Here is a 22827-nt window from a genome sequence, read left to right as displayed (position 1 = left end):
AAAGCGAGTATAGTGCCCTGCAAAAATAACGGCACGGTGGTTGGACTATGACTCTTGCAGGGAAAAGCAATCTGGTGGCTATTGGCGGGCTGATCGCCCTGACGCTAATCTGGAGCTACAGCTGGATTGTGATGAAACAGGTGACGCTGTATATCGGCGCTTTCGACTTTACCGCGTTACGCAGCATCTTCGGCGCGCTGGTGCTTCTCCTCATTTTACTGCTGCGTGGTCGCGGTATGCGGCCGACGCCCTTCGGCTATACGCTGGCGATAGCGCTGCTGCAGACCTGCGGCATGGTCGGGCTGGCGCAGTGGGCGCTGGTGAGCGGCGGTGCCGGCAGGGTGGCCGTGCTTGCCTATACCATGCCGTTCTGGGTGGTCATTATGGCGGCGCTCTTTTTGGGCGAGCGTATGCGGCGGCTGCAGTACGCGGCGATTGGGCTGGCGGCCTGCGGCCTGCTGTTGGTGGTGCAGCCGTGGCGGCTGGATCTGTCGTCAATGAAAAGCGCGCTGCTGGCCACCCTCTCCGGGGTAAGCTGGGGAGCCAGCGCCATCGTGGCCAAGCGGATGTATCTCCGCTATCCGCGTGTGGATCTGCTGGCGTTAACCACCTGGCAGATGCTGTACGCGGCGCTGGTGATGAGTGCGGTGGCCTGGCTGGTGCCCCAGCGCAGCATCGACTGGCAGCCGGGCGTCTTCTGGGCGCTGGGATACAGCGCGATTCTGGCGACGGCGCTGGCCTGGAGCCTGTGGCTGTTCGTGCTGCGTAATTTGCCGGCCAGCGTTGCCGGTTTAAGCACCCTGGCGGTTCCGGTCTGCGGCGTGCTGTTTTCCTGGTGGCTGCTGGGCGAAAACCCGGGCCTGGTGGAGGGCAGCGGAATTGTTCTGATCGTGCTGGCGCTGGCGGTTATCAGCGTCAAAAAGCGCAGCGCTCAGGTGCGCCGCAGCCGGGAGGCGTTGTAGCGCGCCTGCGGACGCGCGCTTTTCCCTGCCGCAGGCCGCCGCCCGAGCGCCTTTTGACGGCGTCGTTACGCCGGGCGCGAGGCGTGACGCTCCGCCGCGATCAGGCAGTTCTGCATCAGCATGGCGATGGTCATCGGGCCGACCCCGCCGGGAACCGGGGTGATTGCCCCGGCAACGGCCTCCACGGCGCTAAAGTCGACGTCGCCGCAGATCTGCCCCTCGCTGTCCCGGTGAATACCGACATCCACCACCACCGCGCCGGGCTTCACGTAGCGGCTGTCAATGGCGCGCGGTTTGCCGATGGCGACGATCAAAATATCCGCCCGCTGGCAGATCTGCGGCAGATGTTTGGTCTGCGAGTGGCAGAGTGTCACCGTGGCGTTTTCGCGCAGCAGCAGCTGGGCTACCGGTTTGCCGACGATGTTGCTGCGTCCCAGTACCACGCACTCCTTGCCTGCGATCTCAATGTTGCTACGCTTCAGCAGTTCGATAATACCGGCAGGCGTGCAGGGCAGGAATCCCGGATGGTTCATCGAAAGCGCGCCGACGTTCTCCGGGTGAAAGCCGTCGACGTCTTTGGCGGGGCTGATGGCCTGAATCACCGCCCGGGAATCGATCGACGCAGGCAGCGGTAGCTGCACCAGAATACCGTCGACGTCATCGCGCTGGTTCAGCGTTTCGATCTCCGCCAGCAGCCCGGCCTGGCTGATAGTATCGGGTAAGGTGATGACCAGCGAGCGGATGCCGACCTGTTCACAGGCCCGGTGCTTATTCTTCACATAAATGGAAGAAGCGGGATCGCTGCCCACCAGGATAACCGCCAGCGTTGCGGTATAGGGCCGGGCGCTTAGCTGCGCCTTTAGCTCTTCTTTTATCGTTGCGGCAATGGCTTTGCCGTTAAGTAATACGCTCATGGTGTTCCTCTGGTTAAAACAGCCCGCCGATCAGGCCATCCTCATTGATGTCGATAATATTGGCCGCGGGCGTTTTTGGCAGGCCGGGCATGGTCATGATGGCACCCGTGAGCGCCACAACGAATCCGGCCCCGGCGGAAACATACACTTCACGGATATGAATCTTGAACCCGGCTGGCCGGCCGAGCAGGGACGGATCGTCTGAAAAGGAGTACTGCGTTTTTGCCATGCAAATCGGGAAGTGGCCGAAGCCCATGCCTTCGAGCTTCTCCAGCGTGGTGCGGGCGGCGGCGCTGTAGGTCACACCATCGGCACCGTAAATCTCCTCCGCAATGGTCTCTATCTTCGCGCTTAACGGCAGCGTATCCGGGTAAAGTGGCTGAAAATGTTCAGGCTCGGTCTCCAGGGTATCGATAATCTCCCTGGCCAGCTCCACGCCGCCGGGGCCGCCTTTTTCCCACACTTCCGCCAGCGCGAAGCGGCAGCCCCGCTCCTGGCAGTAGCGGCGGATAAAGGCGTGCTCATTGGCGGTGTCGCTGGCATAGGCGTTAAGCGTAACGACCACCGGAACGCCGTATTTCTTTAAGTTCTCGATATGCTTGCCGAGGTTGACGATGCCTTTTTCCAGCGCCGCCATGTTCTCATGCTGCCACTCGCTTTTTCCGGCTCCGCCGTTATATTTTAACGCCTTGGTGGTGGCGACCAGCACCACGCAGTTGGGGCGCAGGCCGCTCATGCGGCATTTAATGTCGAAAAATTTCTCCGCGCCGAGGTCCGCGCCAAAGCCCGCTTCGGTAACCACGATATCGGCCAGCTTCAGCCCCAGGCGGGTGGCCCGTACGCTGTTGCAGCCGTGTGCGATATTGGCGAAAGGGCCGCCGTGGATGATGGCGGGGGTATTTTCCAGCGTCTGAATCAGGTTGGGGTTAATGGCATCTTTCAGCAGGGTGGCCATAGCGCCCACGGCCTGCAGATCCCGGGCGGTGACGGGATCGCCGCTGCGCGTCCAGGCGACGATAATCCGCCCCAGCCGCTGTTTTAAATCGTTGAGATCGCTGGCGAGGCACAGGATCGCCATAATCTCCGAGGCGACGGTAATAATGAACCCATCTTCGCGCACTACGCCGTCTTTCGGACCGCCCATTCCCACCACCGTGTGGCGCAGGGCGCGGTCGTTCATATCCAGGCAGCGTTTAAAAATTATACGCTTGGGATCGATATCTAAGGCGTTGCCCTGGAAGAGATGGTTATCCAGCATCGCCGCCAGCAGGTTGTTGGCCGAGGTAATGGCGTGGAAGTCGCCGGTAAAGTGAAGGTTAAGATCCTCCATCGGCACCACCTGGGCATAGCCACCGCCGGCCGCTCCGCCCTTCATGCCGAAGCAGGGGCCGAGGGAAGGCTCGCGCAGGGCGATAACGGCATTTTTGCCGATATGGTTCAGGGCCTGGCCGAGACCCACCGTTACCGTGGTTTTGCCTTCGCCCGCCGGGGTGGGGTTGATGGCGGTCACGAGGACCAGCCTGCCGTTTTTCCGGTCGGCGATTTTGGGCCAGATGCTGCTGCTGAACTTGGCCTTATATTTGCCGTACAGCTCCAGATCGTCCGCATCGACGCCCAGCTTTTCAGCGATAGCCTGAACGGGTAACAGCTGCGCCTCATGGGCAATTTGAATATCCGATTTCATGGGTAAATTCTCACGTTGAATGCTTCTATCCGCCATACTCCAGACCGCACGGGCGTTGGCTACGGAATGCCAGGCTTCTCCCCTGGCCGCGCCCTGTGCGGGCCAGCGTTGGGTTTTGCCCTGCCGCCTGAATTATTCAGGATATCTCGCCAGATAAGTTGTTTAATTTCGCCGGTGCGTCGATGATTCGCTGCGCGTCCTGGCGGATGCCTTTTACCGTTTTGGTTTTATTGCTTCTCATTCTGCCTCCTGTTTACCGGTTTATTTTTAATAGCGCGGGTCAGGCGGATGACCACCGGCGAAAGCAGAATAAGCGCGATCAAATTGGGCAGCACCATCAGCCCATTAAACATATCCGCCATATTCCAGACCATATCCACTCTGATAAACGAGGCGCAAAATATAAAAATAACCACCGTGCACTGATAGGCGCGTATGGCCTTTTTATTATTGAACAGGTAACGAATGTTCATTTCGCCGTAGTAGTACCAGCCAATAATGGTGGTAAATGCGAAGCATAACAGTGCGAATGAAATAAAAATGCTGCCGAACCAGCCAAAGACCCAGGAGTAGGCCATCTGCGTCAGCTCGATGCCCTGCAGCCCCTGGTAAACGGACATAAAGGAAGCCGTTTTCTGGCCGCCGGCCTCCCACATGCTCAGGCCGGAAGTGATGATCGCCAGCGCGGTTATCGTCACGATGATGGCGACCACGAAGACCCCCATCATGGCGATAAAGCCCTGCTGCTCTTCGTTTTCAACCTTTGCCAGCGCATGAGCGTGGGGCGTGGAGCCCATTCCCGCTTCGTTTGAGAAGAGGCCGCGGGCGATACCAAAGCGCATCGCTTCCTGAATGGCAATACCGATCCCGCCGCCGAGCACCGCCTGCGGATTAAAGGCGGCGATAAAGATAATCTTAAACGCCGGAATAATATAAGCGTAGTTGTAAGCGAGAATGACAAAGGTTCCCGCGAAGTACAGCACCGCTTTTATCGGCACGATCTTTTCGGTAAAAGAGGCAATGCTACCGATGCCGCCAATAATAACGAAGGCGGTCAGCCCGGCGACGATCAGGCCGCTGACCCATAGCGGAATGCCTAATGAGCCATAAAAAGCCGAGGCGATGGAGTTTGACTGCACCATATTGCCGATAAAGCCGAGCGCTAAAATAATTAATAGCGCAAAGATCACCGCCAGCCATTTGCAGCGCAGCCCCTGCTCAATATAATAAGCCGGCCCGCCGACCACCTGGCCTTCTTTATCCCGCGTGCGATATTTCTGCGCCAGAATGGCCTCGGCATAAATGGTTGCCATGCCCAGAAAAGAAGAGACCCACATCCAGAAAATAGCGCCGGGGCCGCCGGCGAGGATCGCCGTGGCCGGCCCGGCTAAGTTGCCCGTCCCGACCTGTCCGGCGATGGCCGTGGTTACGGCCTGAAAGGAGCTCATTCCGCCTTTATCCGCCCGACGGCCGAAGAGCGAAATGTTACCAAACAGTGAACGGACGCTGGCTTTAAAGTAGCGGATCTGCACAAACCCCAGCGTAAAGGTGTAGTAAATGCCCACTCCGCAGAGTAGATAGATAAGTAATATATTCCAGAGCAAGTTATTCGCCTGGTTAATGAAATGAGCCAAAATATCCATCTTGCCTGTTTTCCTGTCTATTTATAAGTACCACTTTACCTGTCTTCAGCGGGCATTTTAATCGCCGGAACGTGAAAAGATCTGGATCTATATCATCACGCTAAACTGTAGACGGTATCGATTGCGCGGCCGACGGGGCGTTTACTCCGCCGACGCGCCTTTTTTCGCAGATCGCGGAGGGAGGCAGCGCAGACGATGGCCTTCATCAACATTAACTGACCGTTTTTCCGTCGGCCAGTATGTATGGCCCGCCTGACCCCGCTCAATCGCCAGCAGCCTGGTCGACTGTGGTTGTTCAGCAGGTTCGCTATGGCGATGGATAAAACCATGGCGGTATGCAGGCTGGTTTAATGGTTCTGTCATTGTAAAAGACTCCTTATTGATGCCGACCCGTCAGCCTTAGCACAACGGGTCTGGAGGCAGGGCGTAAAGGGCTGGTCGGCAAACGGAGAGCGGTCAGCCTTCTTATTTAACGGTTCAGCGAACCGTTCCTTTATTATCGGTACAGGATGCGTCGTTCATTCATTCTGGCGTGTCGCTCAGCTAAACGTTTCTCTTAATGATTTCGCCATCGGCCGGGACGAATATAGCCGGGACCATTTTTATGGTCACTACCGTAACGCCCGGCTCTTTTTTACCGTCGGATAACTATCGCGTCTTCTGATAATCTCTGTACAGTCGGGCTGCGGCAGATTATATCGCCTGCGAATACGTCTGTTTAACGGCCCCGGATAATAGCCTGACCGTTATTTGCTGTCTCCTGGCGCTTTTTGTTACCGGATAACGCGGACTATTATCGCTGATAGTGGCCTGTAATAGGGCCGTGGCGATACTGATACGATTTTGCACCGAAAAATTTATATCCTGAGTAATTCCGGACACGGAAAGATGCATATCGTTTAAAACGCCGTTATCTGACGGAAAACGTCTGAGCGCGACAGGCCGCCTGCAGCATATAATTATTGGCCGGGAGAAATCTGTTCCCGTCTCACTATACCCTGCGTTTATGCATTGGCGTATCACAGCGCCGGCCCGCCATTATCATCGACCACCGTTATTTAATATTGTATGAGTCATTTTATTATCCCCTGTAGCGTCGTATGCGCCAGCTGAAAATGAATCTCTCTGTTATACGTCAGCCGGGCGTGCCGTTGATTATGCTAACCGATCGTTAAAAAAGATGCGGGAGCGATCACAATAATATCTATTTGCCATGAGACTGTTAATAATTTATGCAATGCCTCTGGTTGCCGGATTAATTAAATATTTTATCTGACTGTTTTGTAAACCTTAACGGCGCTATTGCGATCGATTTTAGTGGATTATTTCGGTTGCTTCTCTTTTTATTTTAAGAACCCATCCAGGGGCGCTATTAATCTGAGATAGGTTCGCGTCGCTATTTATGGCGGCTGATTCGTTTCGTTTTTTATAAAGGTGTTGCGTAAAAAGTGAGGGAGGGAAATAAGAAAATATATGACCAGACAGTGGAATGTTTTGCCGGAACGGTTTGAATTTACTCGGTTATATCCTGATCGATTCGGACCAGATGATAAAACGCAAACCCTATTAAAATATCGTCGACTATCCTGGCGGGATAAGTCTTTTCCTTATTCAGAGGTTATCCCATAAGGCTTTTTTATCCGCCATGTTGCGCCAGGGCCGCGCCGGCGCAAAACGTCTTGTCGCGGGGCGCTTCGTGAATTGTCCCTACGCTCCGGTTGCCGTGCGCTGCCGCTGTTCAGACCGCCTGCGTCTGGTGAGACAGCCTCTTAATCTCCAGTAGGTGAGCGGCGTGAGTAACTCCTCCGATCGGCGCTGAGAGGAACCGTCAGGCGCTTAACGTAGCTGCCCACTCCCGGTCGGGGCTTCCGGCAGTCCGCTCCGCTGGTCAGCGCCGGTATTAGTGAAAGGAGTGAGCGGCCATACGTGGCCGGAAGCGAGTGGCTGCGGCTAAAAAATAAACCCCGCACAGTCACAGACGCGGGGTTCGGTTGGCTGACCGCAAGGGAGAAGCGTAGCTTTCCCCTTTGGTAATCCTTCAGATATCAATGGATTGATTTTCTGATGGTTATTTTAAACGCTTCCGCCGCCGATCGCGGAAAGGTCCGGCAACGGTTTTGAAACCGCGCCAGCGCAGAGGTTTCAGCAACGCCTCGCGGCTTATTCCCACTCCTGCAGGAAACGCTGGCCGTACTGGTCGGCAACCAACAGCGCGGCGTAAACCCGGTCCGGGGTGATGTCGCCGGGCATGTTATGCATGGTTTCGCCTTCGGCGCAGGCGGCTTCCGCCACGACGCGCATTTTCTCCGGGATATCCTGTTTGATATCCAGCTGCGCCAGGGTGAGCGGCAGACCGACGGAATGACACAGCGCGGCGACGGTTTCGATCTCCTCCAGCGGCGCGTTTTCCAGCACCAACTGGGTCAGGGTGCCGAAGGCCACCTTCTCACCGTGGTAGTAGTGATGCGCGTCCGGGATTGCCGTCAGGCCGTTGTGCACCGCGTGTGCCGCCGCCAGGCCGCCGCTTTCAAAGCCGACGCCGCTCAGGTAGGTATTGGCCTCGATAACGCGCTCCAGCGCCGGGGTCACGACGTGCTGCTCTGCGGCCAGCATGGCCTTTTCACCCTCTTCAAGCAGGGTGTTGTAGCAGAGTTCAGCCAGGGCCAGCGCCGCCTGGGTGCACTTGCCGCCCGCCATGGTGGTGGCACCGCTGCGCGAACAGGCCCGCGCTTCGAACCAGGTTGCCAGCGCATCGCCGATACCGGCAGCCAACAGACGTGCCGGTGCGCCTGCCACAATTTTGGTGTCCACGATGACGATGTCCGGGTTATTGGGCAGCAGCAGGTAGCGGTCAAACTCGCCGTCGTCGGTGTAGATCACGGAAAGCGCGCTGCACGGGGCGTCGGTAGAGGCGATGGTCGGCGCGATGGCGACGGGGGCTTCCATAAAATGGGCCAGCGCTTTGGCGGTGTCCAGCGTTTTACCGCCGCCGATGCCCAGCACCGCGCCGCACTGCGCTTTTTCAGCAATGGCACGCAGCCTGTCGATCTCATTTTGCGAGCATTCACCGCCAAACGGCGCGATTTCCAGCGCCAGCCCGGCATCCTGGAAGCTTTTCTCCAGCGCGCCCTGAGCGAAGCCTAAGACAAATTTATCCCCGACCACCAGCCAGCGTTCGGCCAGCGGCTTAAGGTAGTCACCAAGGCGCGTAATGACATCGGCACCCTGAATATATTTACCTGGCGATTGAATGATACGATCCATATGATATTTTCCTCATGTCTGTACCCGTCCTGATTCAGGCCGCAGGCGCTGCAAAGGCTTTTCGGCCGTGCGGATGCGCTTGCCGCCCGCCAGCCGCGTAAACTATTCCGGGTAACGTTGATATAAATCAGGCTAAGTTGATGCTGCCAAAGGCGTTATTCCAGTCCTGTTCAAACTTCTCTATCGCCGCCTCTACCGCAGGGGTATTGAGCATCTGTTGCGCTACGTCTAAAGGCAGCGTAATCGCTTCGCAGCCGGTCAGCAGGCAATCCAGCGCCTGGCGCGGGGTTTTAAAGCTGGCGGCCAGCACCTTGCACCGGGGAACGTGCAGCTCCAGCAGCGTCTGTAGCTCCTGTACCGTACGGATGCCGTCGCCGCCCTGGGCGTCGACGCGGTTGACGTATGGCGCAACGTATTTTGCTCCCGCCAGCGCCGCCAGCAGCCCCTGGGCGGCGCTGTACACGGCGGTGCCAAGGGTGGGAATGCCCTCTTTTTTCAGCAGCTTAATGGCGGACAGCCCCTCGGCGGTCACCGGGATTTTCACCACGATGTCCGGCATGGCGTTGCTCAGGCGTTTGGCCTCTTCCACCATGCCCTGGGCGCTGCGGCTCATGGTCTGGGCGAACAGCACCCCCTCTTCGCCGATGGCCTTTTGCAGCCTGGGCAGCACCTCCCAGATGGATTCCCCGCTGGCCGCCACGATGCTCGGGTTGGTGGTCACCCCTGCAATGGGGAAAATACGCGCCAGGCGTTCAACTTCCGCCACGTTGGCGGTATCCAGATAGAGTTCCATAGTGTTTCCTCTTCGCCTGTTTGCAGGCGGTTAACGTTCAAGCTCATGTTGCAGCAGGCTGGCGATCGCCCCGGCTGAGGCGGCGTTAACCAGCGCGTTGCGGAATTCTTCGTGCATAATGCGGCGGGCCAGGCGCGAGAAAATGCGCATATGCTGGTCGCCGGCGGCGTGTTTATTCAGCGTCAGCATGATGATGAACTGCGCCTCGTCGTCGCCCCAGCGCACCGGGTGTTGCAGGCGCGCCACGCTGATGGTGGACTGTTCAATGTGCTCGGACTTACTGTGCGGGATGGCGAAGCTGAAGCCCAGTCCGGTGGAGAATACCGCCTCGCGTGCCCACAGATCGGCCTCCAGCTTACGCGGATAGCGGCAGCGGCCCGCCAGCAGCAGATTGTCGGTCATTCCTTTAATCACTTCCTCTTTGCTGCGCCAGTCGCTATCGAGGGTAATGCACTGCACGGTGACCAGCGGGGCGTCCTGCTGGCTCATGCGAAACTGCGCCAGCAGGTGCTCCACTTCCAGCGAGGTACGGCAGGCCATCGCCTGGTTCAGCAGCTGGCGGCAGGCGCGGCTATCGAGCTGCGCCATCCGCGCCTTGGCGGCGGGGATCGCCGGCGCGCTCATGCTGATCTCGTCCAGTCCCAGTCCGACCAGCAGCGGCAGCACCGAGCCTTTCGCCCCCAGCTCGCCGCACAGGCCGACCCACTTACCCTGGCGATGCACCGCCTGCACCGCATAGTCCAGCGCCCGCAGGAAGGCCGGATTCAGGCTGTTGTAGTGGCGGGTCACTTTGGCGTTGTCGCGGTCCACTGCCAGCAGATATTGAGTCAGATCGTTGCTGCCGATGCTGAAGAAATCAATCTCCTCGCAGCACTGGTCGATGATGAACATCACCGACGGCACCTCAAGCATGATACCGAGCGGGATTTTCTCATCGAACGGAAGATGCTCGTCGCGCAACTGCTGCTTAGCCTCCGCCAGCTTCTCTTTTACCCACAGGATCTCTTCCATTGATGAGATCATCGGGATCATGATCTTCAGGTACCCGTGCGCCGAGGCGCGGAGGATCGCCCGCAGCTGGGTGGTGAACAGCGCGGCGTACTCTTCGTAAATACGCACCGCGCGATAGCCGAGGAACGGGTTCGCCTCGGCGGGAATATTCAGGTAATCAACCGGCTTGTCGCCGCCGATATCCATGGTGCGCACAATAATACTGCGCTCTTGCGCCGACTCCAGCGCCTGGCAAAAAATGTTATACAGTTCGCTCTCGTCGGGGGCGTAGGCCCTGTCCATGTAGAGCATTTCGGTGCGGAACAGGCCAACCGCCTCCGCGCCGTTGTCGAACGCCGCCTGCGCCTCCACGGCGTGGGCAATGTTGGCGGCGATCTCCATACGGATGCCGTCGGCGGTGCGCGCCTCCCGCGTCAGCCAGACTCGCTGCTGTTCGCGCAGCGCCTCCTGTACCCGGGCCTCCTGCTGATAATAGCGGGTGACCGCTTCGTCGGGGGCGACTACGATTGCGCCCGCGTTGCCATCGATATAAACGGTCTGCTGTAACCATGACGTCAGCCTGTCGATCTCCACTCCCACCAGGGTTGGGATGTTGAACGAGCGGGCAAGGATCACCGTGTGCGAAGTGGTGCCGCCGCTTTTCAACAGTAGCCCCTTAAGGAGGGTTTTATCCAGTTCGAGGAACTGGCCCGGTGTCAGCTCGTCGGCCATACAGATCGCTGGTCGGGTCAGTTTTCCCGGTGCCGGGAAGCGCTGTTCGCCGTAAATTTGCTGCAGCAGCTGGAAGCAAAGGTCGCGCACATCCAGCGCGCGCTCCTGCAAATAGCTGCTGCTGGAGTGCGCAAACTGGTCGCAGAAATGGCTGGCGCCGTCGGCAATCGCCTGCGCGCAGCTTAAGCCGCGGGTAACGCCATCCAGCAAATACTGGCGAAGGGAGAGATCGCCCGCCAGCGAGCGCTGGGCCTCAAGGATAGCGCTGGTGGTGCCGTCGCTGTCGAGCAGGCGGAACTCAATGTTTTTCAGCAGCAGCTTCAGGCCGTTATCCAGCGCCGCCCGCTCGGCTTCCACATCCTGAGCGGCGGGAAGATCGGCGAGGGCGCTGAGATCCAGCGAGGAGAGCAGCGTCAGCACGCCGCCCGCGCAGCCGCTGCAGACAGAGCGGGCGCGAAAAAGCTGCGGATTGAGATGGGTGAGCGAAGCCGGAAGCGGCACCACTTCAGCGTGGCCAGCCTCTGCCAGCGGCGCGTCGCAATGCGGGAATTCCTCCTGCAGCCACTGGTTCAGGCGCTGGTACGCGGCGTCCTCGTCGGTGCCGGAAATCAGCAGCTGACAACGGTCTCCCGCCAGCGTATCGGTGCCAATCAGCGCCAGCGCGCTTTTGGCGTTGCCTTTACGGTCGGTGCGCAGGTTATGCCACTCAATATGTGAGGTAAAGGTGTTGCACAGCGTTTCGACATGGCTGGCCGGACGCGCATGGACGCCGTTCGGCAGCTCACAGGTAAATTCCACGATCAGGGGCATAGCCTCTCTCCCATAATGGTTTTCTTGCCACAGGATAAAAGCGCATAGCCGCGCCGCGCCATACGACAAATCTGCCAAAAGCTGGATAAATGTAATATAAGCGACAAAGTGCGATACGCCTCACATTGACTCTATAAGAGGAGTAATTTCAGTAAGGACGCAAGATATGAAGCGGATCGCATTTTTTATCGAATATTACAAAAATCCAGTAAATGACCCTTTTATCCACTGTCTGCGCCGTGGCGGATTGCCTATTGTTTGGCGTAACAACATTATGGCTATGGGCTTTCCGGCCCGGGAGCGACTTATGAATGAGTTGGTGCAGATCCTGAAAAACACCCGCCAGCACCTGATGACCGGCGTTTCACATATGATCCCCTTTGTGGTGGCGGGCGGCATACTGCTGGCGGTCTCCGTTATGCTCTACGGCAAAGGTGCCGTCCCGGACGCCGCGACGGACCCCAATCTGAAGAAACTGTTCGATATCGGCGTCGCTGGCCTGACCCTGATGGTGCCGTTCCTCGCCGCTTACATCGGTTATTCCATTGCCGAACGTTCAGCGCTGGCACCCTGTGCGATTGGCGCATGGGTAGGCAACAGCTTCGGTGCCGGGTTCTTCGGGGCGCTGATTGCCGGGATTATCGGCGGCATTGTGGTCTATTACCTGAAGAAAATTCCGGTGCATAAGGTCCTGCGCTCGATAATGCCCATCTTTGTTATTCCCGTCATCGGCACCTTTATCACCGCGGGCACCATGATGTGGGGGCTGGGGGAGCCGGTTGGCGCATTAACCGCCAGCCTGACCGAATGGCTGCAGGGAATGCAGCAGGGCAGCGTCGTACTGCTGGCGGTCATTATCGGGCTGATGTTGGCTTTCGATATGGGCGGCCCGGTGAATAAAGTAGCCTACGCCTTCATGCTGATCTGCGTGGCGCAGGGCGTCTACACCGTGGTGGCTATTGCCGCCGTGGCTATCTGCGTGCCGCCGCTGGGTTTAGGGTTGGCGACGCTGATTGGCCGCAAAAATTTCTCCTCTGAGGAACGTGAAGCGGGTAAAGCGGCACTGGTGATGGGCTGTGTGGGAGTGACGGAAGGGGCGATTCCCTTTGCCGCAGCGGACCCGCTGCGCGTGATCCCTTCCATTATGGTCGGCTCCGCCTGTGGTGCGGTTACGGCGGCGCTGTCAGGCGCGCAGTGTTACGCCGGCTGGGGAGGGCTGATTGTTTTACCGGTTGTTGAAGGCAAGCTGGGTTATATCGCGGCGGTGGCTGTCGGGGCGGTGGTGACGGCAGTTTGCGTCAATGTGCTGAAAAGCGTGATGCGGAAGAAAGTGTCTCAGGTTGACGAGAAAGAAGATGAGCTGGATTTAGATTTTGAAATGAATTGAGAGAGGAGAGAGCCATGACGAAAATTATCGCAGTAACCGCATGTCCTTCGGGCGTCGCACACACCTATATGGCGGCCGAAGCGCTGGAAAGCGCGGCCAAAGCCAAAGGCTGGGAAGTTAAAGTTGAGACTCAGGGCTCGATTGGTCTGGAAAACGAACTCACCGCGGCGGACGTTGCAGAGGCGGATATGGTGATCCTGACCAAAGATATCGGGATCAAGTTTGAGGAGCGCTTTGCGGGTAAAACCATCGTCCGCGTCAACATCAGCGATGCGGTGAAACGTGCTGACGCCATCATGAACAAGATTAGCGAGCATATAGCGCAAACCGCGTGACGTTAAAATGCCCGATGGCGCAAGCTTATCGGGCCTGTGACGCCAACGCCAGAAGGCTGGATAAGGCGTTCACGCCGCCGTCTGGCCAGGCGTTTTCCGACAGGAGTTCCTTATGACCAATCGTATCCAGCGCCTGAAAGCGGCTCTGTTCCGGCATCCCCGCGAGATATCGCTTGAGCGCGCGCTGCTTTACACCGAAAGCCATCGACAAACCGAGGGCGAGCCGGCCATTCTGCGCCGCGCTAAGGCCACGGCGCATATCCTTGAACACGTGGCGATCTCGATTCGTGATGAAGAGCTGATTGCCGGGAACCGCACCGTGAAGCCACGGGCTGGCATTATGTCGCCGGAAATGGACCCGTACTGGCTTCTGGAGGAGCTGGAACGGTTCCCAACGCGCCCGCAGGACCGTTTCGCCATCAGCGAAGAGGATAAGCGAATCTACCGCGAGACGCTGTTTCCTTACTGGGAAAAGCGCTCGATGAAGGATTTCATCAACGGTCAGATGACCGAGGAGGTGAAGGCCGCAGTCAGCACGCAAATCTTCAGCATTAACCAGACGGACAAAGGCCAGGGACATATCATTATTGACTATCCGCGCCTGCTTAATCACGGGCTGGGCGAGCTGACGGCGCAGATGCGGCAGCGCTGTGAGCAGCAGCCGGAGAACGCTTTTTACCAGGCCGGGCGGCTGCTGCTGAAGGCATCGCAAAAGCATATTTTGCGCTATGCCGCGCTGGCGGAGGAAATGGCGGAAAACTGCCCGGATGTTCCCCGCCGCGAGGAGCTGCGCGCCATTGCCGACAACTCCCGGCACGTTGCGCAGCATAAGCCGCAGACTTTCTGGCAGGCGTGTCAGCTGTTCTGGTATATGAATATCATTCTGCAGTATGAATCGAACGCCAGCTCGCTGTCGCTGGGGCGCTTCGACCAGTATATGTTGCCGTTCTATCAGGCGTCGCTAAGCCAGGGCGACGATCCGGCATTTCTGCGAGAGCTTCTTGAATCGCTGTGGGTGAAGTGCAACGACATCGTGCTGCTGCGCTCCACCAGCAGCGCACGCTATTTCGCCGGGTTTCCGACCGGCTATACCGCGCTGCTCGGCGGGCTGACGGAGAGCGGACGCAGCGCGGTGAACGCGCTGTCGTTCCTCTGCCTGGACGCCTACCAGAGCGTCCAACTGCCACAGCCGAACCTCGGTGTGCGCACTAACGCGCTGATCGACACGCCGTTCCTGATGAAAACGGCAGAGACCATTCGCCTTGGCACCGGCATTCCACAGATTTTCAACGACGAGGTGGTGGTGCCCGCTTTCCTGAACCGGGGCGTGTCGCTGGAGGATGCGCGGGATTACGCGGTGGTCGGCTGCGTGGAGCTGTCGATCCCCGGCAGAACCTACGGCTTGCACGATATCGCCATGTTTAACCTGCTGAAGGTGATGGAGATCTGCCTGTACGAAAACGAAGGCAACGCCGGATTGACCTGGGACGGGCTGCTGGCGCAGATCCGCCGTAAAATCAGTCACTACATTACGCTGATGGTGCAAGGGAGCAATATCTGCGATATTGGCCATCGTGACCGGGCGCCGGTACCTCTGCTCTCCTCGTTGATTAGCGACTGTCTGGAAAAGGGGCGCGACGTGACCGACGGCGGCGCGCGCTACAACTTCTCTGGCGTGCAGGGGATCGGCATCGCCAATCTGAGCGACTCCCTGCACGCCCTGCATGGGCTGGTGTTTGAACAGCAGCGCCTGAGCTTCGATCGGCTGCTGGCGGTATTAAAGGCCAATTTCGCCACCCCGGAAGGGGAAAAAATCCGCGCCCGGCTGCTTAACCGCTTTGAAAAGTACGGCAACGATATTGATGATGTGGACAACTTCAGTGCCGAACTGCTGCGTTTTTACTGCAAAGAGGTAGAAAAATACCACAATCCGCGCGGCGGATGCTTTACGCCGGGATCGTACACCGTCTCCGCCCACGTGCCGCTGGGCTCCGTGGTCGGCGCGACTCCGGACGGACGGTTGGCTGGCGAGCAACTGGCGGATGGCGGGCTGTCGCCGATGCTCGGCCAGGATATGCAGGGGCCGACGGCGGTGCTGAAATCGGTGAGTAAGCTGGACAACACGCTGTTGTCGAACGGAACCCTGCTGAACGTGAAGTTCACGCCCGCGACGCTGGCAGGCGAGGCGGGGCTGCGAAAACTGGCGGATTTCCTGCGCGCTTTTACCCAACTTAAGTTGCAGCATATTCAGTTCAACGTGGTCAATGCCGACACGCTGAGAGAGGCGCAGCGGCGGCCGCAGGAGTTCTCCGGGTTGGTGGTCCGCGTGGCCGGATACAGCGCTTTCTTTGTCGAGCTGTCAAAGGAGATCCAGGATGACATCATTCGCCGCACCGCGCATCAGCTGTGAGGAGGGGACGTCAGGCGGCGAAGAGGTTGCGCGTATTTTCAATATTCAGCGCTATTCGCTGAATGACGGGCAGGGCATTCGCACCGTGGTCTTTTTTAAGGGCTGCCCGCACGCCTGCCCGTGGTGCGCCAATCCGGAATCGATCTCCCCGCGGATTGAAACGGTGCGCCGGGAGAGCCGATGTCTGCACTGCGCGCCCTGTCTGCGCGACGCCGATGAGTGCCCTTCCGGTGCCTTTGAGCGGATCGGTCGCGATATCACGCTGGATGAACTAGAGCGCGAGGTGCTGAAAGATGACGTGTTTTTCCGCGCTTCCGGCGGTGGTGTGACCCTCTCCGGCGGCGAGGTGCTGATGCAGGCGTCTTTCGCCACGCGCTTTCTCCGGCGGCTGCGTCGCCTGGGGGTCCCCTGCGCTATTGAAACCGCGGGCGATGCCCCCGCCGACCGGCTACTGCCGCTGGCCAGGGAGTGTGATGAGGTGCTGTATGATTTAAAAATTATGGATCCGCAGCGCGCGCGCGAGGTGGTGAAGATGAATCAGCGGCGGGTGCTGGATAATTTACGCCTGCTGGCGAGCGAAGGGATACCGGTTATCCCCCGGCTGCCGCTGATCCCCGGCTATACGCTTAATGATGAAAATATACAGTATGCGCTGACGCTGCTGTTATCATTCGGCATTAGACGGGTCCACCTGCTGCCGTTTCATCAGTACGGCGAGCCGAAGTACCGTCTGCTTGGCCAGCCGTGGGCGATGGATGGCATTCCCGCGCCGTCGGCCCGCGAGGTGGCGTATTTTCGTAAAATGGCGGAGAGGGCCGGATTTGAGGTAATCGTGGGAGGTTAATATGACAGTTCCGACTGGACGGTATCTGGTGGCGGTGACCGCCTGCGTCAGCGGCGTGGCGCATACCTATATGGCGGCCGAACGGCTGGAAAAGCTCTGCCAGCAGGAGGGGTGGGGCATAAAAATTGAGACCCAGGGCGCGCTGGGCATTGAAAACCGCCTGACGGAAACGGATATCGTTCGCGCCGACGCCGTGCTGCTGATCGCCGATATCGAGCTGGCGGGGGGGGAGCGCTTCAGCGGCTGTCGCTACGTTCAGTCCGGCATCAGCGGCTTTCTGCGCGAGCCGCAGCGGGTGATGAGCGCCGTGCGCAGGCTGCTCACCGCGCCGCAGCAGACTCACCTTATTCTGCAGTAGTTTTCTTTTCCGTCAGCTGACTGTGATACTGTCGGCGATATTCCGACGGCGAACGCTCGGTATTTTTGCGAAACAGTCGGCAAAAGTAGTTGCTGTCCACAAATCCGCAGGCGTGAGCCACCTCTTTAATCTTCAGATCGTAGCCCTTGAGCAGCTTTCTGGCGTGCTCCAGCCGCGTGTGGTTCAGGTATTCGTTAAAGCCGATGCCCCCCGTTTTCTGAAACAGGTGCGAGAGATAGTTCGGCGAGATATAAAAGGCACGGGCCACCGCATCTCTGGTGAGCGGCGAGGCGTAGCGCTCGTCAATATAGTCGCGGATGGCTTCGAACAGCGCCTGGCTGCGCGACGCCGTCTGGATCTGGCTGCCGAGCAGGTCGCGGCAGTGGCTGAGCAGGCTGGTGACGATCAGCCTGGCGGTCTGTTGCTCCTGGGGCTGCATCTGCATCTCATCGAGCGTCTGTAGCAGGAAGGAGCCGATGCGCGGTCCCCGACGCGGCGCGTGCTGCTTTGCCAGGTTGTGCCCCTTTTTTCCATCCCACTGCACAACGCTGAAGCCCAGCTGCTGTTTGCCGAACAGAATGCTGAGGGTGACGGCCGGCGTCTGCCATTGCGGAAGGTTCCAGCCGCCGGCGGGAACGTAGAGAGCGTCCCAGGGGCGCAGCGTTTCGGCAATGCCCGCATCCGTAAACTCCCCTTCCAGCACGATCTCCAGACGTGGGAAATCGACCTGCCATGCCAGCTCGGGTATTGGCCCGCCGACGCCGGAGAAAAAGATCCGGCCCAGCGGCGTCGGGCCGTTAATCAGGCGAGAAAGAAGGTGGCTGACGTCGTGATACATGGTGTTCCCTTGCGCAGTGCGGACAGGGCAACAGTAACGTTGAAAGCAAAAAAAATCACTAACTTGTCTTCAGGTACGCCGTTGGGCACCGACCACGCGGAGCAGCCGGCAACGTCTGAAAATAAGGCCACGACAAAAGGCGTGGCCATTGCATTATTACTGATTCCCGACCCGATCGCCCCAGGGCAGGGTGTCGTAATCAATCAGGGCCTTTTTCTTGTACGGATTGCCAATCCAGCGGACGGTTTCCTTAAACTGCGGGCTGACGATGGAGCGCGTCGGATCATAGCCGTCATAGCGTAGCCCCGCCAGATCCGACCAGGTGTGGATCAGCTCGGCGCTGCTGTACCGACGGTCAGCGACCCGTGAGAAATCGCGCGGATGCGCCGCCTGCCATTTTGCGGAAGTCCATAGCAGGAACGGCACCGTATACATATGTCGGGTCGGGGCCTCTTCGTTACGTCCCTGGGTTTTATACGGCGGCGTGTCATATACCTCTTCGCCGTGATCGGAGAAGTAGAGCAGAAAGCCGTTTGGATCGGTCGCCTTATAATCCTTAATCAGGCTGGCGACAACATGGTCGTTATAGCGGTTTGCGTTGTCGTAGTCATTATATGTCGCCAGCTCCTCGGCGCTGAGGCCGGGCGGGACGTTATCGGTTTTGTCGTCAAATACCCCCGCATCTTCCGGATAGCGGTACTTATATTTGATGTGGGTGCCGAGCAGGTGAATGATAATAAACTTCTTCGGTGCCGGGTCTGCCAGCACCGCTTTAAACGGTGCCAGCACGTTGCTGTCATATTCGCGGGCGCTCTGGGTGCGCTGCTGGTTCATATAAAACTGCTTATCGGTCTGCTTTGAGAACACCGTCAGCATGGTGTTGCGGGCGGTCATCGTTTGCTGATTGGTGATCCAGAAGGTCTTATAGCCCGCCTGCTTCATCATGTTCATCAGCGACGGCCGCGTCAGGTAGAGGTCCGGATGCTCCTCGTTGGCGAAGGTCAGCGCCTGCTGCAGGATCTCAATGGTGTATGGACGCGAGGTCACCACGTTAGTAAATACCGTCAGGGCCGGATCGGTTTTATGCAGGGCGTCCAGCTCCGGCGTGGTTTCGCGCGGATAGCCGTACAGGCTCATACGTCCGCGCTGGGTGGATTCGCCGATAACCAGCACCAGCGTGCGCGGTGCGTCGCCGGTTTGGTCTTTAAAGTTGGCCAGCGGCGGCAGCGCGTTGTTTTTATTGAGCAGGCCGTTCAGTGAGGCAAGCTGCTGGCGATACTGATAGTAGCCGGTAATAAACTGCCACGGCGCGGCCGGCTCCATCCGCGAGGCGAGACTCCCCAGCGCTTTTTCTGGCGGCTTATGGTTGATGAGCGTACCGGCGATAAGCGGATGCAGGATCAGACCGTACAGCAGGGCAAGCGAAGCCAGCCAGCGCCAGGGCGACGGGAGCCAGACCGGACGCAGCCGCGTCCACAGCAGGATCGCCACGGCGGTATAGGCCAGCGCGATAAGCACCATCTTCAGGTTAAAATACTGGCTGAAATACTCACCGGCCTCGTTGGCGTTAGATTCAAACATCACGAACAGCACGCTTTGTGAGAACTCCTGCCCGTAAATGACGTAATAACCGAGTGCCGCCAGCGATGTTGCCCACAGCACCACGCCGATGGCGGCGGCAATCAGACGAATGCGGTTCGGAAACAGGAATACCGGGATCAGCCACAGGGAGCTGTACAGCAGGGAATCGCGCAGGCCGTTGGTGCCGCTGTAGCCGCTGATAAAAATTATCGCCTGTAGCAGCGTTGAAAAAAACCAGAAATAGAGAAGCGCCCAGCCCAGAGCTTTCCAACTGAAGGCCGGGTTAGAGGGGAGTTGTGTAGCGTGCATATTGTCGGTCTGCCATGAAAGTCGCGCGATTAACCTCATCCCTCAGGCTGTCCCTGCGGATAAATAAGGGATACCCCTCACCGCAGGCAGCCTGAAGAAAGTTGTCTCTCAACGTAGCGGCTAAACCTTAAGGTAATCTGAAGCGCGAAGTTTCTGGCAAAAAAATTTTATGCCGGGAAACGGCGGGAAATAGCTGATGGTGAACGAAGGCGGTGCAGCCGCCCCCGTGCTGCCGCACGAGGGCGACGCGGGCAGGATCAGCCCGTGTTGCGCATACCGGCGGCGATGCCGGCGATGGTGACCATTAGCGCCTGCTCAACGTGCGGGTCCGGCTCTTTACCCTGCTCTTCTGTCAGGCGCGAGCGGTGCAGCAGCTCGGCCTGCAGCACGTTCAGCGGATCGGTATAGATATTCCTTAGCTGGATGGACTCGGCAATCCACGGTAGGTCAGCCATCAGGTGGGAATCGTTGGCGATGGCCAGCACCACCCGGATGTCCTCTTCCAGCAGGCTGCGCAGCTCTTTACCCAGCGGCCATAGCGCCTCTGACACCAGCCGCCGGTCATAATACTCAGCCAGCCACAGATCGGCTTTCGAATAGACCATTTCCAGCATACCAAGGCGCGTGGAGAAGAACGGCCAGTCGCGGCACATCGTCTCCAGCTCGCTCTGCCTGCCGTCTTCAACCACCTTTTGCAGCGCCGTGCCCGCGCCCAGCCAGGCCGGGAGCATCAGCCGGTTCTGGGTCCAGGCGAAAATCCACGGAATGGCGCGCAGCGACTCGACGCCGCCGGTCGGGCGACGTTTCGCCGGGCGCGAGCCGAGGGGCAGCTTGCCCAGCTCCTGCTCCGGCGTCGCGGAGCGGAAGTAGGGCACAAAATCTTTGTTTTCCCGCACGTAGTCACGGTACAGGTCGCAGGAAATCGTCGAAAGCTCGTCCATAATGTGACGCCATGAGTCCTTCGGCTCCGGTGGCGGCAGCAGGTTTGCCTCAAGGATCGCGCTGGTGTAGAGCGACAGGCTGCTGACGGTGACTTCCGGCAGGCCGTACTTAAAGCGGATCATTTCGCCCTGTTCGGTGACGCGCAGGCCGCCCCGCAGGCTGCCCGGCGGCTGTGACAGCAGAGCCGCATGGGCCGGCGCTCCGCCGCGGCCGATGGAGCCGCCGCGCCCGTGGAACAGGGTCAGCTCAATACCGGCCTTCCTGCAGGTTTTGATGAGCGCGTCCTGCGCCTGATACTGCGCCCAGGAGGCCGCCATGACGCCCGCGTCTTTTGCCGAGTCGGAATAGCCGATCATCACCATCTGCTTGCCCTGAATCAGCCCGCGATACCAGTCAATGTTCAGCAGCTGGGTCATCACATCGTCGGCATTGTTCAGATCGTCCAGGGTTTCGAACAGCGGCACCACCGGCAGGGTAAAGCCAATGCCCGCCTCTTTCAGCAGCAGATGCACCGCCAGCACGTCGGAGGGAGTTTTCGCCATTGAGATCACATAGGCGGCGATCGAGCCTTGGGGTGCTTCGGCGATGGTCCGGCAGGTTTCAAGCACCTCGCGGGTGTCCTCCCCCGGCTCCCACTGGCGCGGCAGCAGCGGCCGTTTGGAGTTCAGCTCCCGGATCAGGAACGCCTGCTTGTCGGCCTCCGACCAGCTTTCGTAATCGCCAATGCCGAGATAGCGGGTCAGCTCGCCCAGCGCTTCGGCGTGGCGGGTGCTCTCCTGACGAATATCAATGCGTACCAGCGGGACGCCGAAGCACTTCACGCGACGCAGCGTGTCCAGCAGATCGCCGTTGGCAATAATCCCCATTCCGCAGGCCTGTAGCGATTTATAGCAGGCGTACAGCGGTTCCCAGAGCTGTTCGTTTTGCGTCAGCAGGCCCGCGGGTTTGGGCAACTTCTCGCCCTTCAGGCGCGCCTCCAGCCAGGCCTGGGTGGCCATCAGGCGGGAGCGCAGCGTTTTCATCAGATAGCGGTAAGGCTCGGACGCGCCCTCTTCGCCCACCAGCGCCAGCAGCTCCGGCGTGGCGTCGACCATCGACAGCTCGGAGACCAGAATCTGGATATCTTTCAGGAACAGATCGGCGGCCTTCCAGCGGCTCAGCAGCATCACGTGGCGGGTGACGTCCGCGGTCACGTTCGGGTTGCCGTCGCGATCGCCGCCCATCCAGGAGGTGAAACGCACCGGGACAAAATCCACCGGCAGCGTGTAGCCCAGATTCTCCTCCAACTGCTCGTTCAGCTCGCGCAGATAGTTTGGCACCCCCTGCCAGAGGCTGTTTTCCACCACCGCAAAGCCCCATTTGGCCTCGTCAACCGGAGTGGGGCGCTGTTTGCGGATCTCATCAGTATGCCAGGACTGGGCGATAAGCTGACGCAGGCGGCGCATTAGCTGATGGTGCTCGTAGTCCACGATATCTTTGTTATCGAGCTGCTTTAAGCAGGCATTCACTTCCACCATTTTATGGATCAGCGTACGGCGGGTGATTTCGGTGGGGTGGGCGGTCAGCACCAGCTCCAGCGAGAGCGACTCGACCGCCTGTTTGATGGTCGCCTCGCTGAGGTCCGGCTGGTTTTTCAGTTTGCGCAGGGTGCGGGCAATCACTTCCGGGTTGCTGGCGGCTTCGCCCTTTGGGGAAATGCTGTGATATTGCTCGGCAGTGTTGGCCAGATTCAGGAACTGGCTGAACGCGCGCGCGACCGGCAGCAGCTCGTCGTTAGACAGATTTTGCAGCGTGGTAAGCAACGCATGGCGATCCGCTTCGTTACCGGCGCGCGAAGATTTGGACAGCTTACGGATTGTTTCTACACGATCGAGAATGTGCTCACCAAGCGCCTCTTTGATGGTCTCTCCCAGCACTTTGCCGAGCATGCTGACATTACTACGCAACGCGGAATATTGTTCGTTCATTGATCCCAGACACCCCATCTGTTTTGTAATGTCCTCTCTTTTTCGCTCCACAGGCGCGCTGGTC

At 58.8% G+C, this 22827-nt stretch carries 16 protein-coding genes; 6 read left to right on the top strand and 10 right to left on the bottom strand.

What is annotated here, in order from left to right; genetic code table 11:
- Window positions 1-47 precede the first annotated feature (47 nt).
- On the top strand, window positions 48-962 hold the full coding sequence (locus tag GJV78_RS11970; protein WP_155108573.1) for a DMT family transporter: 915 nt from the start codon (window positions 48-50) through the stop codon (window positions 960-962).
- Window positions 963-1027: 65 nt separating this feature from the next.
- On the opposite strand, the gene folD is transcribed toward GJV78_RS11970, so the two are convergent.
- The 7 genes from folD to ptsP all read right to left on the bottom strand — a co-directional run bounded on the left by folD (window position 1028) and on the right by ptsP (window position 11792).
- The gene (gene folD / locus GJV78_RS11965; RefSeq protein ID WP_155108572.1) at window positions 1028-1876 is read right to left on the bottom strand and encodes a bifunctional methylenetetrahydrofolate dehydrogenase/methenyltetrahydrofolate cyclohydrolase FolD; all 849 of its coding nucleotides are present in this window, start codon (window positions 1874-1876) and stop codon (window positions 1028-1030) included.
- Window positions 1877-1889: 13 nt separating this feature from the next.
- The gene (locus GJV78_RS11960; RefSeq protein WP_155108571.1) at window positions 1890-3560 is read right to left on the bottom strand and encodes a formate--tetrahydrofolate ligase; all 1671 of its coding nucleotides are present in this window, start codon (window positions 3558-3560) and stop codon (window positions 1890-1892) included.
- 227 nt (window positions 3561-3787) lie between these two features.
- Complete coding sequence (locus GJV78_RS11955; RefSeq protein ID WP_155108570.1) at window positions 3788-5203, bottom strand: alanine/glycine:cation symporter family protein; 1416 nt, start codon at window positions 5201-5203, stop codon at window positions 3788-3790.
- A 141-nt stretch (window positions 5204-5344) separates the two neighbouring features.
- Entirely contained in the window at window positions 5345-5566 is a 222-nt protein-coding gene (locus GJV78_RS11950) for a hypothetical protein (RefSeq protein ID WP_155108569.1), read from the bottom strand.
- 1797 nt (window positions 5567-7363) lie between these two features.
- Complete coding sequence (gldA, locus tag GJV78_RS11945) at window positions 7364-8467, bottom strand: bifunctional L-1,2-propanediol dehydrogenase/glycerol dehydrogenase (RefSeq protein ID WP_155108568.1); 1104 nt, start codon at window positions 8465-8467, stop codon at window positions 7364-7366.
- 127 nt (window positions 8468-8594) lie between these two features.
- The gene (gene fsa, locus GJV78_RS11940; protein WP_155108567.1) at window positions 8595-9260 is read right to left on the bottom strand and encodes a fructose-6-phosphate aldolase; all 666 of its coding nucleotides are present in this window, start codon (window positions 9258-9260) and stop codon (window positions 8595-8597) included.
- 30 nt (window positions 9261-9290) lie between these two features.
- Window positions 9291-11792, bottom strand: a complete 2502-nt coding sequence (ptsP, locus tag GJV78_RS11935) for a phosphoenolpyruvate--protein phosphotransferase (protein ID WP_155108566.1) — start codon at window positions 11790-11792, stop codon at window positions 9291-9293.
- Window positions 11793-12099: 307 nt separating this feature from the next.
- Here ptsP and GJV78_RS11930 point away from each other — a divergent pair, with 307 nt between their 5' ends.
- The 5 genes from GJV78_RS11930 to GJV78_RS11910 all read left to right on the top strand — a co-directional run bounded on the left by GJV78_RS11930 (window position 12100) and on the right by GJV78_RS11910 (window position 17126).
- Window positions 12100-13179, top strand: coding sequence for a PTS fructose transporter subunit EIIC (locus GJV78_RS11930; protein WP_155108565.1), 1080 nt, complete (start codon window positions 12100-12102; stop codon window positions 13177-13179).
- Window positions 13180-13193: 14 nt separating this feature from the next.
- Window positions 13194-13514: a PTS fructose-like transporter subunit IIB gene (locus GJV78_RS11925; RefSeq protein ID WP_155108564.1), complete on the top strand. Its 321-nt coding sequence runs from the start codon at window positions 13194-13196 to the stop codon at window positions 13512-13514.
- A gap of 112 nt (window positions 13515-13626) precedes the next feature.
- Window positions 13627-15924, top strand: coding sequence for a formate C-acetyltransferase (locus GJV78_RS11920; RefSeq protein ID WP_155108563.1), 2298 nt, complete (start codon window positions 13627-13629; stop codon window positions 15922-15924).
- A complete protein-coding gene (locus GJV78_RS11915; protein ID WP_155108562.1) occupies window positions 15890-16768 on the top strand; it encodes a [formate-C-acetyltransferase]-activating enzyme in 879 nt (292 codons plus the stop codon). Before GJV78_RS11920 ends, GJV78_RS11915 begins: the two co-directional genes overlap by 35 nt.
- 1 nt (window position 16769) lies before the next feature.
- Window positions 16770-17126, top strand: coding sequence for a PTS fructose-like transporter subunit IIB (locus GJV78_RS11910; protein ID WP_155108561.1), 357 nt, complete (start codon window positions 16770-16772; stop codon window positions 17124-17126).
- On the opposite strand, the gene GJV78_RS11905 is transcribed toward GJV78_RS11910, so the two are convergent.
- From GJV78_RS11905 to ppc, 3 genes are all read right to left on the bottom strand, one after another.
- Entirely contained in the window at window positions 17113-17964 is an 852-nt protein-coding gene (locus GJV78_RS11905) for a helix-turn-helix transcriptional regulator (protein ID WP_155108560.1), read from the bottom strand. The genes GJV78_RS11910 and GJV78_RS11905 overlap by 14 nt on opposite strands.
- A 156-nt stretch (window positions 17965-18120) precedes the next feature.
- Window positions 18121-19854: a phosphoethanolamine transferase CptA gene (locus GJV78_RS11900; RefSeq protein ID WP_155108641.1), complete on the bottom strand. Its 1734-nt coding sequence runs from the start codon at window positions 19852-19854 to the stop codon at window positions 18121-18123.
- Window positions 19855-20111: 257 nt separating this feature from the next.
- The gene (gene ppc, locus GJV78_RS11895; protein ID WP_155108559.1) at window positions 20112-22763 is read right to left on the bottom strand and encodes a phosphoenolpyruvate carboxylase; all 2652 of its coding nucleotides are present in this window, start codon (window positions 22761-22763) and stop codon (window positions 20112-20114) included.
- Window positions 22764-22827 lie beyond the last annotated feature (64 nt).

Source organism: Intestinirhabdus alba, assembly GCF_009711095.1.
GTDB lineage: Bacteria > Pseudomonadota > Gammaproteobacteria > Enterobacterales > Enterobacteriaceae > Intestinirhabdus > Intestinirhabdus alba.
This window is presented reverse-complemented; position numbering and strand designations above follow the sequence as displayed.